Source organism: Burkholderia sp. BCC0097 (genome assembly GCF_902832985.1).
In the GTDB taxonomy this organism is placed as follows: Bacteria; Pseudomonadota; Gammaproteobacteria; order Burkholderiales; family Burkholderiaceae; genus Burkholderia; species Burkholderia orbicola.
This window is the reverse complement of record NZ_CADFDM010000009.1, coordinates 251,655-265,624: the sequence shown is the minus strand read 5'-3', so window position 1 is coordinate 265,624 and position 13,970 is coordinate 251,655. Positions and strand designations below refer to the sequence as shown.

The window sequence follows — 13,970 nt, the reverse complement described above, 5'->3', positions numbered from 1 at the left end:
ATTGTTTTGTCAGGCGCTTCGGACTCGAAGTCGTTGCGCATGAGTAGAAGTCTAGGAGTCGCCGCCATCAGGGTAAATACTTAAATCGCAAATTCACTGTTGACCGAAACCGTACAATCTCACGGGAATAAGTCGATTCGTCAGATGATTATCGCCGCGCATGTGCCGAATGCCACGATTCGATATCCGGCGCGCTCGGCCGCGCGTCAGCGCAGGCGATCGGTATCCGCCGACGCCATCTGCCTGTCGAACAGCAACGCCTTGAGGCGAATCAGGTCGTCGGCATCGATGTCGTCGAACGCCGCATGATGCAGCGTTAGCGCCCGGGCCGCCGGGTCGGCATGCACGGCCCGCACGGTGCCATCGAGCGCCAGTTGCTCGACGCGGCCGCCGGTTTCGTAAGGTAGCAGCACGCGCAACGGCTCGCCGGTTGCCGCGATCGGCCGGTCGACGGCGATCGACAGCCCGCTCAGGCTGATGTCGTGCACCAATCCGATGCCTTCGGCCCCCTGTGCTCCGCCGTTGCAGCAGGCCGCGATGCGCACCGGCACGCGCGGCTCGGCGCGCGTGCGCAGCCGGTCGACGAAACCGGGCGGCGACAGGATCATGAACGGCGCGGCGCCCGACGCCTGCACCGATTCGACCGTCGCGCCGAAACGGGACACCGCGGCACGGCCGATTGCCACCGCTTCGACGCCGTCGCCGCGTGCGAACTCGAGCACGGCAGCGGGCTGCGGCTCGACGAACAGCGCCCCGGACGCGCCGACGCCGATCAACCGGCACCGTTGCAACGCGCGCGTCGTGCCAACCCGGCGGCGAATGCCGATCGCGGCGCCCGCCGACAGGCCCATGCGCGTGGCGGGCGCGGCCGCAGTCGCGGTCCCGCGCGCATCGGCATCGGCGTCCTCGCGCCGGCGTACGGGGCGGAAATGGTCGAACAGGAAAGCGTGCTGCGCCACGTCGCGCAGCGTCGCGCCGGTCGGCAGCAGCGCGGCGCCGTCGGCGTCGTAGAGGTCGAAGCCGAGCGGGACGCCCGCAGAAAGATCGTCGCGCGCGAGCGCGACGTAGTCGGTGGAAAGCCGCATCGGAGAAGCGCGGAGCGACCGCGCGAGCTATCGTGACAACTTGATTACGGCAGCATCGCGCGGAACCTGAACGGCTTCGTTACTGCGAAGCGCCGGTCGCGTCAGGGGTAGCCGGTACCGACGCCGGCGGCGGCGCCGGCACGGCCGAAGGCGCGACGCCGATACCGGCGCTGCTTGCGCTCGTCGCACTGGCACCCGCCGGCGGCGGCGCAAACTGCGGCGGCTGCGACGCGCCCGACGACAGCGCCGCGGCCGATGCGGCCACTTCGGACGCCGGCACCCATTCCTCGACGATCCCGCCGGAAGCGGCATCCGGCGCCGAGGCAGCCGACGCCGCGCCCTCGTCGGTCTCGGCCGGACGCTCGATACGCTGCGTCCTGACCGGCGCGGGCGCCTTCTTCGCCTCGGGCGGGAACCACGTGTCGAACAGGTCGGTCACGCGCTCGCGCAGCGATCCGAACCAGCCCGGCGACGGCTCGGTATCGAATTTCGCCTTGGTATCGACGATCCGGGCGCGTTGCGCGCGCTGGAAGAAATCGCCGACGATCGGCAGCGCGCTGTGCGCGCCCTGCCCCCAGTAATCGCTGCGCAGCGTCACGCGGCCGTCGTCGAATCCGACCCACGCGCCGGCGACAAGGCCCGGCTGCATCAGGATGAACCAGCCGTCCGCGTTGTCCTGCGTCGTGCCGGTCTTGCCGGCCACGTCGCCGCGGATGCCGAAGCGCGTGCGGATGCTGCCGCCCGTGCCGCGCGTCACGACGTCTCGCATCACGTCGAGCAGCGTCTTGTCGGTTTCGGCATCCAGCGCGCGCTCGGGCGGCGCCGGTGCGTATTCGGCGAGCACCTCGCCCTGGCGGTTCTCGATGCGCGTCACCATCTGCGGCTCGACGTACAGGCCGCCGTTCGCGATCGTCGCGTACGACGCGACCATTTCCTTCAGCGTGACCGGGCTCGTGCCGAGCGCGAGCGACGGCACGCGTTCGAGCGGGCTTTCGCGCACGCCCATGTCGCGCGCCAGCCGCGCGACGGCGCCGGGCCCGACCTTCTCCATCACCTGCGCGGTGATCCGGTTGCGCGACAGCGCGACGGCATCGCGCAGCGTCATCGGCTTACCGGTCGGCGGCACGTCGTCGTTCGGCCGCCAGATCTCGCCGCCCTTCAGCGCGATCTCGACCGGCTGGTCGATGAACGTATCCTCCGGCTTCATCCCGCTCGCGAACGCGGCGCCATAGACGAACGGCTTGAACGTCGAGCCCGGCTGGCGCCGCGCCTGCGCGACGTGGTCGAACGGCTCGCGGGTGAAGTCGCGGCTGCCGACCCACGCGCGGATCTGCCCGTCACGCGGGTCGATCGCGAGGAAGCCGGCCTGCACGTCGGTCTTCGCCTTGCACAGCGCGCGCAGGAAGCCGCGGTCGGCCGCGAGCATCTTCATCGCCGCCGCGTCGTCCTTGCCGGCGTCCTGCGCGGCCTTGTACTCGGGCGATTCGCGCATGAAGGTGCGGAACACCTCGTTGTCGGTGCCGCAGCCGTCGCGGCCGCTCCACGCGTTGTTCGCGATGCCCTGCAACTGATTGCCCTGCAGCGTCAGCGCCTGCGTCGCCATCTGCTGGAGCCGCGAGTCGATCGTCGTGCGCACGATCAGCCCGTCCGAGTAGATGTTGTAGTCGTTGCGGTCGGCCCACGCGATCAGCCATTTGCGCAACTGCTGCGCGAAATGCGGCGCCGGCCCGGGCGGCTCCTTCTGACGCTCGAAGTCGATGCGCAGCGGCCGGCGCTGCAACTGCGCGAACTGCGCCGCCGACAGCTTGCCGTACTTCACCATCTGGCCGAGCACCGTGTTGCGCCGCTGCAGCGCGCGCTCGGGGTTCAGCACCGGGTTGTAGTAGCTGTTGCCCTTCAGCATCCCGACGAGCGTCGCGCTGTCGAGCACGTCGAGTTCGTCGGCCGACTTGTCGAAATAGGTGCGCGCGGCCATCTCGACGCCGTACGCGTTGTACAGGAACGGCACCGTGTTCAGGTAGGTCTCGAGGATCTGGTCCTTGCTGTAGACGGCCTCGATCTTCAGCGCGGTGATCGCCTCCTTCACCTTGCGCGTGAGCGTCGGCGCGCGGCCGATCTCGTCCGGATACAGGTTGCGCGCGAGCTGCTGCGTGATCGTCGAGCCGCCCTGCCGGCTGCCCGAGAACGTATGCAGCGCGGCCGACGCCGTGCGTTTCCAGTCGAGGCCGTGGTGTTCGTAGAAGCGGTGATCCTCGGTGGCGATCAGCGCGTCGACCATGCGCGGCGAAATCTGCTTGAGCGGCACCCATTCGCGGTTCGACGGCTTGAATTCGGCCAGCAGCTTGCCGTCGGCCGACAGCACCTGCGCGGGCTGGTCGACGCGCGCCTTGCGGATGTCGCCGATCCCCGGCGTGAACGGGATGAGCACGACCACGTACACCGCGAACAGCGCCGGCACGGCAGCGACCGTGAGCAGCACGCCACGGCGCGTCGGGTGGCGGACATGGTGCCACGCGGTGGCGGCGAGAGGCTTGGCCCGCGCGACGGCGGCCGCCGCGGCGGATTGGGCGCGCGCGACCCATCTGGCACACAAGGCACGCACTGACGACACGTTTCGGCGATTCACGCGGGTGGGGCTCGGCTGAAAAGGCTGCATCGTACCAAACTCGCGCGGCCGGCCGGCCCGCCGCGGCCTTGCGCCGGCATGCGCGGTGCGGTGTCGCGACGGCGCTCACGCAAAAAAGGCGCGTGCCCGGCAACCGGAACGACGCGCCAAACCTGGTACGACAACCTGAACGCCGCGCGACGGGGACGCGACAGCGGGGCGACCGGCGCCGCGGCTCAGCGCACGAGAAATCCGTACGTGAGCGGATCGCGTTCGTCGACGATCCAGTTCGCGAACCCGCAGATATGCGCACTGCCCTCGACTTCCGGGATCACGGCCGGAAAGTCGCCGACCGTCGTTTCGCGCAGCACGCGCCCCTTGAACACCGTGCCGACGATCGATTCGTTGACGAGCGTGTCGCCGGCCGAGAGCAGCCCGCGCTGGTAGAGCTGCGCGACGCGCCCGCCGGTGCCGGAACCGGTCGGCGAGCGGTCGACCTCGCGATCCGCGAACACGCAGCAGTTCGCCTGCGTCGAGCCCGCATGGCGCGGCGCGTTCGCGATGATCGTGCCGTAGATATGGTTGATTTCCGGGATCTCCGGATGCACGACCGGATAGGCCGCGTTCGCGGCCGCCTTCACTTCCGCGCCGAAGCGGATCAGCTTCTCGACCGCGGATTCGCGCACCGGCAGGTCGAACGGCGCGCCGTCGACATAGAAATAGAACGCGCCGCCATAAGCGATGTCGCCGGTCACGGTGCCGAACGACGGCGTCTCGACCGACACGTCGCGCCGCCAGATGAACGACGGCACGTTGACGAAGCGCACCGGCCCCGCGTGCTCGCCGTCCCACTGGACGAACGCCTCGATGAAGCCGCACGGCGCGTCGATGCCGACCCGCGTCTCCGGCACGGTACGCTGCACCCAGCCGAGTTCGACGGCCGCGGTCGACAACGCGATCACGCCGTGTCCGCAATGGTCGCTGTAGCCTTCGTTGTGCACGAAGATCACGCCAAAATCGGCGTTCGGCGAGACCGGCTCGGTCAGATAGCCGCCGTACATGTCGGCGTGGCCGCGCGGTTCGAACATCAGCGCGCGGCGGATCTCGTCGGCGTGCGCCTTGAGCCACGCGCGGCGCTGGACGATCGTGTCGCCGGGCAGGCGCGGCAGCCCGCTCGTGACGATGCGGAACGCCTCGCCGCCGGTGTGCACCTCGACGGTGGACAGGGATCGGGAAATTTTCATGGTGAATCGGGTGCGTTGAAACGAAGGACGGCGGTCGGGCCGCCGTCCGCTGACAGGCGATGCGGCAATTACTTCGCGTAGGGCTCCGGCAGGCCGTTGCGGATCACGTAGACGGTAGTCGGCGCGCCTTTCAGGTCGCCATTCGCGTCGAACGAATAGGTGCCCGCGACGCCCGCGTAGTTCGACTTCGCGAGCTGCGCGCTCAGCTTCGCCTTGTCGGTGGTCGTGCCGGCCTTGACCATCGCGTCGGCGAGCAGCTTCATCCCGTCGTAGTAGTTGACGCCGTAGACCTGTGTATCGGTGTGATAGGCGTCGTGGTACTTCTTCAGGAATTCGCGGCCGGCCGCCGTCTTCTCGAGCGCGACCCCGCCCTGCGCGCAGTAGACGATCGACGCGGCCTCGCCCGCGACCTTGCCCATGTCGGCCGAGCAGATGCCGTCGCCGCCGAGCAGCTTCGCGCGCAGGCCCCGCTGCTTCATCTGCTTGGCCATCGGCGCGCCCTGCGCCGCATAGCCGCCGAGGAAGATCACGTCGGGGTTGGCGGCCTTGATCTTGGTGAGAATGCCGAGGAAATCGCTGGCCGACGAGTTCGTGTATTCCTGATCGACGATCTTGATCCCGTTCGCCTTCGCGACGTTCATGAACTGCTCGGCGACACCCTGCCCGTACGCGGTGCGGTCGTCGATCACGGCGGCGGTTTTCGCATGCAACGTCTTCGCGGCGAACGTGGCCATCGTGCCGCCGAGCTGCTCGTCGCTCGCGCCGATCCGGAAGATGTTCTTGAAGCCCTGCTTCGTCAGCGCCGGGTTCGACGCGACCGGCAGGATCGGCACGCCGGCCGTCGAATACACGCGCGACGCGGGGATCGCGACGCCCGAGTTGTACGGCCCGAGCACGGCAACGACGCCCTTGTCGACGAGGTTCTGCGCGACCTGCACGCCGGCCTTCGGGTCGGCCTGGTCGTCTTCGGAAACCAGTTTGAAGGTGACGGTCTTCCCGCCGACCTTCACGCCGGCCTTGTTGAGCTCCTCGACCGCGAGCCGCGCGCCGTTTTCGTTGTCCTTGCCGTTGGCGGCCTGCGGGCCCGTAAGCGGCGCCGAATGGCCGATCATCACGACTTCCTGCGCGTGCGCGGAAGTCAGCGCCCCGGCGGCAACGGCCACCGAGAGCGCGGTCACGAGGTGTCGCATGATGTCTCCTGATTGGTTTTGTGTGAAACCAATGTAGGACACGCGTGGTCACATCGCAAGCAATTTCAAAATAATGATCAGATTTTGGTCATATTAAAGACCAGAATGATCGCGTCCGAGGCGTGTCACTTCGGCGCAATGTCGCGCCGCACGCGGCGGATGTGCTGTTCGACATAGAACGCAGCCGCATCGGCATCCCCGGAGACGATCGCCTCGTAGATCAGCCGGTGCTCGGACACGTAGAGCCTGATCCGGCCCGCGTCGTAGATGCCGTCGTCCTTCAGCCGCTTCCACAACGGCTGGTCCATCGTCTTCGCGACTTCGTCCGCGATCTTCACGATCAACGCATCGCCGGTCATCAGCGCGAGCTGCCGGTGGAACAGCCGGTCGCTCTCGTTCCACAGCGCGCGCTGGTGCGGGTCGTCGACGTCGGTGATGGTTTCCATCTGCGCGAGATAGCGTTCGGCGCCGGGGTCGGCGCGGCCATGGGCGGCCGCGAGGCGCGCGATCGCGGGCTCCAGGATCAGCCGCACGTCGAGCGTCGACGTCGGGCTGAAGTCGGCCTCCAACGCCGCGTGCGCGTCGCCGCGCTGCGCCAGCACCTCGAGCGGGGCCGCGACGACGTAGGTGCCCGAATTGCGCTTCGTGAACACGAGCCCTTCGTTCTGCAGCGCGCCGAGCGCCTCGCGCACGGCCGGCCGGCCGACCTGGAACAGCGCCGCGAGTTCGCGCTCGGACGGCAGCCGCGACTCGGCCGCATAGCGCCCCGCGCGGATCTCGTCGCGGATCTTTTCGGCTACCTGCTCGTAGATCTGCAGCGGCCTGAAACCGCCTTCGAGTGTGTCGGGACGCGCGGACATCATCGGATGGCTCCTGCCCGTTCGCGGGCGTGGATCGGGAAATGGGTTCGCACTATACCGGAGCGGCGCGGGCAGCGCGGCGGTGGCGAGCCTTCTGGCCAGATATTAGAACCAAAATCCGCGAAGCGCTTTATTTTCTGGGTTGCAGGTGCGCCAGCAAGTGGTATAGATTCGATCCAGACTGCCTGGTGTCACGGTATCCGGCAGACCTGCGGCGGGCGCGGCATGCGTCCGTCGCCCCGCTCACCGACGCCCACGACGTACACGATGACCGCCTCTTCCCCGATTCCCGTTTTCGACGCGGCCGACACGGCCGCACTGCTCGACTACCCGGCGCTGCTCGCCACGCTCAGGCAAGCGGTCGCCGAGTATGCGGCAGGCGACATCGTCAGCCCCGAACGCCTGGTCGTGCCGCTGCAAGGCGGCGGCGTGATGCTGTCGATGCCGTCGAGCGCCCACGACCTGGCGAGCCACAAACTCGTCAACGTGTGCCCCGGCAACGGCGCGCGCGGGTTGCCGACGATCCTCGGCCAGGTCACCGCGTACGACGCCGCCACTGGCGAAATGCGCTTCGCGCTCGACGGCCCGACCGTCACCGGCCGCCGCACGGCGGCGATCACCGCGCTCGGCATCCAGGCGCTGCATGGCGCCGCGCCGCGCGACATCCTGCTGATCGGCACCGGCAAGCAGACGGCCAATCACGCGGAAGCGCTCGCGGCGATCTTTCCGGACGCGCGCCTTCACGTGCGCGGCACGACCGCGGACGGCGCGGCCGCCTTCTGCGCCGCCCACCGCGCGCATGCGCCGCGGCTCGCGCCGCTCGACGGCGACGCGATCCCCGACGCGATCGACGTGGTCGTCACGCTGACGACGAGCCGCACGCCCGTCTACCGCGAAGCCGCGCGCGAAGGCCGGCTCGTGGTGGGTGTCGGCGCGTTCACCGCGGATGCCGCCGAGATCGACGCGAGCACGGTGCGGGGCAGCCGGCTCGTGGTCGACGATCCGGCCGGCGCGCGCCACGAAGCCGGCGACCTGATCGTCGCTCAGGTGGACTGGCAGCACGTCGCGTCGCTCGCCGACGTGCTGAACGGCGCCTTCGCCCGCGGCGGCCCGCTGCTGTTCAAGAGCGTCGGCTGCGCAGCATGGGATCTGGCCGCATGCCGCACCGCGCGCGACGCGCTGGCCGCGCGCCAGGCCGGCTGAGCCGGACGCGCCACCGTTCGGCCGCTCCCCGCGGCATCGGAGTTGTCGGGATCGCCCCCGGCGATTTCCCGTACGCGGTGTAGGAAACGCCCTACACCGCGTCGAAGCGGCCTACACGAACTTCCAATTCGGCCGATTTCAATTTCGGCGGCGCAACACGATACTGCCGGCATGAATGCCAGCCTGTCACCCGCCGCGCTCAGGGTGTTCCTCGTCGATCACGCGGTTGCCGTCCGCCAACGGATCGCGCTGCTCGTCGGCGCGATCCGCGGCGTCGCCGTGGTGGGCGAAGCGGAAGACGGCCAGGACGCGTGGGCGCATATCCGCAGCAGCCGCGCGGACGTGGTGATCGTCGACGTGCGGCTCGCGGACGGCAGCGGTCTCGACCTGATCGGGATGCTGTCGAAGGCCGCGCCGCGCATCGTCACGATCGTGCTGACGAATCACTCGGCGCCGGCATTCAGAGAGGCATGCGCGACGGCGGGAGCCAACTACTTCTTCGACAAGACCGTCGAATTCGACGCCGCATGCCGTGTCATCGAATCCCTGGTGCACGCTCGCGCGCACCGCCACCGCCCCTGACGAGCCGGAGCGCCTCATGTCCACCGCCACCGCCTTCGCCGCCGACGCATCCGTCGTACCCCGGCCAACGATTGCCCTGCACCCGGTCGCGCGCGCCGACGCCGCCAAGCATCCGGCCGCACGCTGTTCGGCCTGCGCGATGCGCTCGATGTGCCTGCCGCCGCACCTGACCCCCGCCGAATACGGCCGCCTCGACGCGATCATCTGCACGACGCGGCAGGTTCGCCAGGGCGACGCGCTGTTCCGCACCGACGATCCGTTCCAGAGCATCTATGCGGTGCGCGCGGGTTCGTTCAAGACGGTGATGATGCATCGCGACGGCCGCGAGCACGTGACGGGCTTCCAGATCGCCGGCGAAACGCTCGGGATGGACGGCATCGGCGGCGGCCAGCACTGCTGCGACGCGATCGCGCTGGAGGACAGCGTGGTGTGCATCATCCCGTTCGGCGCGCTCGAAGCGGCGTGCCGCGAGATAAAGCCGATGCAGCACTTTCTCTACCAGATGCTGAGCAGCGAGATCGTCCGCGAATCGAGCCAGATGCTGTTGCTCGGCACGATGTCGGCCGAGCAGCGCGTCGCGCATTTTCTGCTGAACCTGTCGTCGCGGTTCGAGGCGCGCGGCTATTCGGCGACCGAATTCAACCTGAGGATGACGCGCGAGGAAATCGGCTGCTATCTCGGGATGAAGCTCGAAACCGTCAGCCGGATGTTCTCGCGGTTCCATCGCGACGCGCTCGTCGAAACGCGCGGCAAGCGCGTGCGCATCATCGACGCGCAAGCGCTCGCGCGGGTCTGAATCCGGTACGCGGCGGCGGATGGCCGCCGCCGCATCAATGCAGCGCGTCGCCGGTCGCCGCGTCGCGCAGCGCCACCGTTGCGGTGCCCGACTGCCACGCGAGCAGCGCCTGTTCGGCCTGCGCGAACGCGCGGCGCAGCGTATCGTCCACGTCGGCGCCGACGCACGGCGGCAGCGATCTGGGCGCCGCGTCGCGCATCGACAGATCGAGCCGCACGTCGTAGAGGCGCGCGCCATCGGCCAGCGTGCGCGCTTCGATCGCGAGATGGCAGCCGTCGAGCAACGCGCGAAACCGTTCGAGCCGCACCAGTTGCGCGCCGGCTTCGGCCTCGACCGCGGCCGAACCCGTGAATCCGAGGCAGGCGATCTGCATGCCCACGCCCATGTCGTGTCTCCTGACGGGGCCGCCCGCTCGTCGACCACCTTGCCTGTGCCGGCCGCTTCATGGTGAAGCGGCACGTGTTTTCCGCGGCGCGGCGCGCCTTGCCCGATCGCTGCCGGCCGATAGTCTGCCCGCGCCCGGCTGGCGCGGGACCATTCATACGTTGAAGGTTTGCGACGCCTTCATCTCGATCCACGTCATGCCGGCCCGCAGCCCTTCGATCATTGCCTCGCGCTCCGTCGGATACGCGTGGCTGTGCTCGAACGTATGATGAAACCGCGCGGGGCCGGCGCCGTGCTCGACCGACACGCGGCAGCGGAACTCGCCCGATTCGCACGGGCGCGTCTCCACTTCGACCGACCAGTCGCGTTCGTGAATGTTGCCCTGCAGTGTCATGCGCCCTCCTGCGGTATCAGTCTCCGAGCCGGAAGTGCCCGCTGTGCAGCAACACCGGCCGGCCGCCGATTTCCTCGAGCATGCGCCGCGCCATCGCCTCGATGGCCGACCGGTGCGCATCGAATGCGCTCAGCAGATCGCGCTCGAGCAGCGACCGCGCGCCGAAATGATCTTCCAGCGCCTCGGCCGTGACCGCGCACTGGACGCAATGGCCGTCGACCAGCGCCGAAAACGCGACGACCAGGTCGCGTGCGCAGTATTCCGGCGGCTCGGACGGGAAAACAATGTGCATCTGTCGGCCTGTCATCGTCGTGATGGCTCCATGACGAGAGCATAGTGGCGCGCGCGGCCGCGCGCTTGACCCACGTCAACCGGTTTGCCGCACTGCACGATCACGGTGCGGCCGCGCGACGCCGTTTCAGCTCGCGTCGGGCTCGATCGCGGCGCCGCGCTCCGCGAGCAGCTCGCGCAGCACGCTGCGGTGGCAATGGCGTTCGTCATCGCAGTAGCAGCCGATCGAGAGCGCGGTGGTCGCCGACAGCGCGGCCAGCAGGTCCAGCACCTTCGCCGGATCGCCGTGCGCCATCTCCGCGCGGAAGTGGCGCTTGAACGCCTTCCATTCGGCGTCGGTTTCGGCGGCCTGCGCCTGTGCGACGAGTTCCGGGCTCGGCGACAGCGTCGGCAACCATACATCATAGTAGTTGCGCGACGCGAATTCCGCCTTCGGCACGCCGCGCGGCGGCCGCCGCACCGTGCCGATCCGCAGGCCTTCGCCGGCCGCGCGCGGCGTGCCGAGCTGGATGATCCGGATGCCCATGTCGCTCCTTTATTCCTCTGCGTTGCATGCGATCCCGTGATCGTACCGCCGCGCCCGCCCCGGCGTCAGCCGGGCAGCCCACATGACGGCCGCCCAACAAAAAACCGGCTGTTCCCGCGACGGGAAACAGCCGGTTCCTAACCGTTGCGCGCCTGGGCGCGCTGCACTCAAACGCCGCTCTTCAGCACCTTGCCGATCGCGTCCGCGACGATGCCCACGTTCGAGTCGTTCAGGCCCGCCACGCACATCCGGCCCGAACGCAGGATATACACGCCGTGCACCTCGCGCAGCGCGTCGACCTGCGATTCGGTCAGGCCCGTGTACGTGAACATCCCGCGCTGCTTCACGTAGCGCGTCAGCGCTTCGCCGCTCACGTGGTCGCGCAGGCCGTCGTGGATCGACTGGCGCATCCGCGCGATGCGGCGGCACATCGCCGACAGTTCCTCTTCCCACTGCTTGCGCAGCGCCGGCGTGCCGAGCACGGTTGCGACGACCTTCGCGCCGTAGGTCTGCGGGTTGCTGTAGTTCGAGCGCACCGCGCCGGCCAGCTGGCCGAGCACGCGCTCGGCCGCGGCCGCGTCTTCGCAAACGACGCTCAGGCCGCCCACGCGCTCGCCGTACAGCGAGAAGTTCTTCGAGAACGAGTTCGCGACGAGCGTCGGCACGCCGCGGCGGGCCAGTTCGCGCACCGCGAACGCGTCCGCGTCGAGGCCCGCGCCGAAGCCCTGGTACGCCATGTCGACGAACGGCAGCAGCCCGCGCGCCTCGATCACGTCGATCAGCTTCTCCCACTGGCCTTCGTCGAGGTCGACGCCGGTCGGGTTATGGCAGCACGCGTGCAGCAGCACGATGCTGCGCGCCGGCAGCGCGTCGATCGCCGCGAGCATCGCGTCGAACTTCAGGCCGCCCGTCGCCTCGTCGTAGTACGGATACGTGTTCACCGTGAAGCCGGCGCGCTCGAAGATGAAGCGATGGTTTTCCCAGCTCGGATCGCTCAGCCACACCTGCGAATCCGGGAAATAGCGCTTCAGGAAATCGGCGCCGACCTTCAGCGCGCCCGAGCCGCCGAGCGTCTGCAGCGTCGCGATGCGGCCGGCCGCACGGGCCGGATGATCGGCGCCGAACACCAGCGATTGCACGGCGTCGCGATAGGCGGCCAGGCCGACCATCGGCAGGTACGGCTTCGGGCCGCTGTCGCGCTGCAGCGCGGTTTCGGCTTCGCGCACGGCGCCCATCACCGGAATCCGGCCTTCGGCATCGAAATAGATCCCGATGCTCAGGTTGACCTTCTGGTCGCGCGGATCTTTCTGGAAGTTCTCGTTGAGCGTCAGGATCGGGTCGCCCGGATACGCGTCGATGTGTTCGAACATGGCTTGAGTCGGTCTCGTTTGGAAGAATGGTCGGTCGTGGCCTGCGTCAGCGTGCGGAGGCGCCGTCGTGCACCGCAAAGCCGGCATTCTTCTGACGGAAGCGATACCCGATCGCGAGCACCGCGAGCCATACCGGGATCAGGTACACCGACAGGCGGAGATCCGGCGTCAGGTACATCACGACGAGAATGCCGGCCATGAATGCCAGGCACAGGTAATTCGTGAAAGGATAGCCCAGACTGCGGAAGGAAGTCTCCTCCCCGGCAGCACGCTTGGCCTGGCGGAACTTCAGGTGGATCAGCGTGATCATCGCCCAGTTGATGATCAACGCCGACACGACGAGGCCCATCAGCACCTCGAATGCCTTGCCCGGCATGAAGTAGTTGACCAGCACGCACACGCCGGTCGCGAGCGCCGACGCGCCGAGCGCGGCAAGCGGGATGCCGCGCTTGTTCACCGAGCACAGCACCTTCGGCGCGTTGCCCTGCCGCGCGAGGCCGAACAGCATCCGGCTGTTGCTGTACACGCCGCTGTTGTAGACCGACAGCGCGGCCGTCAGCACGACGACGTTCAGCACGTTCGCGACCAGGTTGCTGCTCAGCGCGTGGAAGATCAGCACGAACGGGCTGCCGCCGGTGACGACCTTCTCCCACGGATACAGCGACAGCAGCACGGCCAGCGCGCCGATGTAGAAAATCAGGATGCGGTAGATGACCTGGTTGGTCGCGCGCGGAATGCTGCGCTTCGGATCGTCGGCCTCGGCCGCGGTGATGCCGATCAGCTCCAGCCCGCCGAACGAGAACATGATCGCGGCCATCGACATCACGAGCCCCGACACGCCGTTCGGGAAGAAACCGCCGTGCTGCCACAGGTTCGCGATGCTCGCTTCAGGCCCTGCATGGCCGCTTGCGAGCAGCCAGCCGCCGAAGCCGATCATCCCGACGATCGCGGCGACCTTGATGATCGAGAACCAGAATTCCGTCTCGCCGTACGATTTCACGCTCGCCAGGTTCAGCAGGTTGATCGCGACGAAGAACACGAGCGCCGACACCCAGGTCGGCACGCCCGGCCACCAGTACTGCACGTAGATCCCGACGGCCGACAGTTCGGCCATGCTGACGAGGATGTACAGCACCCAGTAGTTCCAGCCGGACAGGAAACCGGTGAAGTGGCCGACGTATTTGTTGGCGAAGTAGCTGAAGGAGCCCGCGACGGGCTCGTCGACGACCATCTCGCCGAGCTGGCGCATGATGAAGAACGCAACGATGCCGGCCACCGCATAGCCGAGCAGCACGGACGGGCCGGCCATCTTGATCGTCTGCGCGATGCCGAGGAACAGCCCCGTGCCGAGCGCGCCGCCGAGCGCAATCAGCTGGATGTGCCGGTTCTTCAGCCCGCGCTTCAGGCCGTCGCTCTCGTTTCCAGAAACCATGTCTTCTC

14 protein-coding genes are annotated in these 13,970 nt (G+C 68.3%); 3 read left to right on the top strand and 11 right to left on the bottom strand.

The features are described 5' to 3' along the window. Positions 1–206: 206 nt before the first annotated feature. The 5 genes from HWX07_RS28785 to HWX07_RS28765 all read right to left on the bottom strand — a co-directional run bounded on the left by HWX07_RS28785 (position 207) and on the right by HWX07_RS28765 (position 6,987). Complete coding sequence (locus HWX07_RS28785) at positions 207–1,085, bottom strand: PilZ domain-containing protein (protein ID WP_175878595.1); 879 nt, start codon at positions 1,083–1,085, stop codon at positions 207–209. A gap of 79 nt (positions 1,086–1,164) precedes the next feature. Next, the gene (locus tag HWX07_RS28780; RefSeq protein WP_175878594.1) at positions 1,165–3,741 is read right to left on the bottom strand and encodes a transglycosylase domain-containing protein; all 2,577 of its coding nucleotides are present in this window, start codon (positions 3,739–3,741) and stop codon (positions 1,165–1,167) included. A gap of 185 nt (positions 3,742–3,926) precedes the next feature. Continuing rightward, positions 3,927–4,934, bottom strand: coding sequence for a trans-3-hydroxy-L-proline dehydratase (gene lhpH, locus HWX07_RS28775; RefSeq protein WP_175878593.1), 1,008 nt, complete (start codon positions 4,932–4,934; stop codon positions 3,927–3,929). A gap of 68 nt (positions 4,935–5,002) precedes the next feature. Further along, a complete protein-coding gene (locus HWX07_RS28770) occupies positions 5,003–6,124 on the bottom strand; it encodes a branched-chain amino acid ABC transporter substrate-binding protein (protein WP_012340059.1) in 1,122 nt (373 codons plus the stop codon). A gap of 125 nt (positions 6,125–6,249) precedes the next feature. Next, on the bottom strand, positions 6,250–6,987 hold the full coding sequence (locus HWX07_RS28765) for a GntR family transcriptional regulator (RefSeq protein ID WP_012340060.1): 738 nt from the start codon (positions 6,985–6,987) through the stop codon (positions 6,250–6,252). A gap of 264 nt (positions 6,988–7,251) precedes the next feature. On the opposite strand from HWX07_RS28765, the gene lhpI reads away from it, so the two are divergent. From lhpI to HWX07_RS28750, 3 genes are all read left to right on the top strand, one after another. Further along, positions 7,252–8,187: a bifunctional Delta(1)-pyrroline-2-carboxylate/Delta(1)-piperideine-2-carboxylate reductase gene (lhpI, locus tag HWX07_RS28760; protein ID WP_175878592.1), complete on the top strand. Its 936-nt coding sequence runs from the start codon at positions 7,252–7,254 to the stop codon at positions 8,185–8,187. Positions 8,188–8,358: 171 nt separating this feature from the next. Then, positions 8,359–8,769, top strand: coding sequence for a response regulator transcription factor (locus HWX07_RS28755; RefSeq protein WP_175878591.1), 411 nt, complete (start codon positions 8,359–8,361; stop codon positions 8,767–8,769). A 16-nt stretch (positions 8,770–8,785) separates the two neighbouring features. Continuing rightward, a complete protein-coding gene (locus tag HWX07_RS28750; protein WP_175878590.1) occupies positions 8,786–9,565 on the top strand; it encodes a helix-turn-helix domain-containing protein in 780 nt (259 codons plus the stop codon). 34 nt (positions 9,566–9,599) lie between these two features. Here the strand turns inward: HWX07_RS28750 and HWX07_RS28745 are convergent, their stop codons facing one another. The 6 genes from HWX07_RS28745 to HWX07_RS28720 form a co-directional block, all read right to left on the bottom strand. Continuing rightward, complete coding sequence (locus HWX07_RS28745; protein ID WP_175878589.1) at positions 9,600–9,950, bottom strand: metal ABC transporter ATPase; 351 nt, start codon at positions 9,948–9,950, stop codon at positions 9,600–9,602. A gap of 153 nt (positions 9,951–10,103) precedes the next feature. Continuing rightward, a complete protein-coding gene (locus tag HWX07_RS28740) occupies positions 10,104–10,343 on the bottom strand; it encodes a UDP-glucose 4-epimerase (protein ID WP_124698612.1) in 240 nt (79 codons plus the stop codon). A 16-nt stretch (positions 10,344–10,359) separates the two neighbouring features. Next, positions 10,360–10,650 (bottom strand): DUF1488 domain-containing protein, encoded by a 291-nt coding sequence (locus tag HWX07_RS28735; protein ID WP_006479067.1) that lies wholly within the window; start codon positions 10,648–10,650, stop codon positions 10,360–10,362. A gap of 111 nt (positions 10,651–10,761) precedes the next feature. Continuing rightward, entirely contained in the window at positions 10,762–11,160 is a 399-nt protein-coding gene (locus HWX07_RS28730) for a DUF488 family protein (RefSeq protein ID WP_124476359.1), read from the bottom strand. A gap of 167 nt (positions 11,161–11,327) precedes the next feature. Beyond that, on the bottom strand, positions 11,328–12,530 hold the full coding sequence (locus HWX07_RS28725; protein WP_012340065.1) for an amino acid aminotransferase: 1,203 nt from the start codon (positions 12,528–12,530) through the stop codon (positions 11,328–11,330). Between the two features lie 46 nt (positions 12,531–12,576). Beyond that, entirely contained in the window at positions 12,577–13,962 is a 1,386-nt protein-coding gene (locus HWX07_RS28720) for an amino acid permease (protein WP_175878588.1), read from the bottom strand. Positions 13,963–13,970 lie beyond the last annotated feature (8 nt).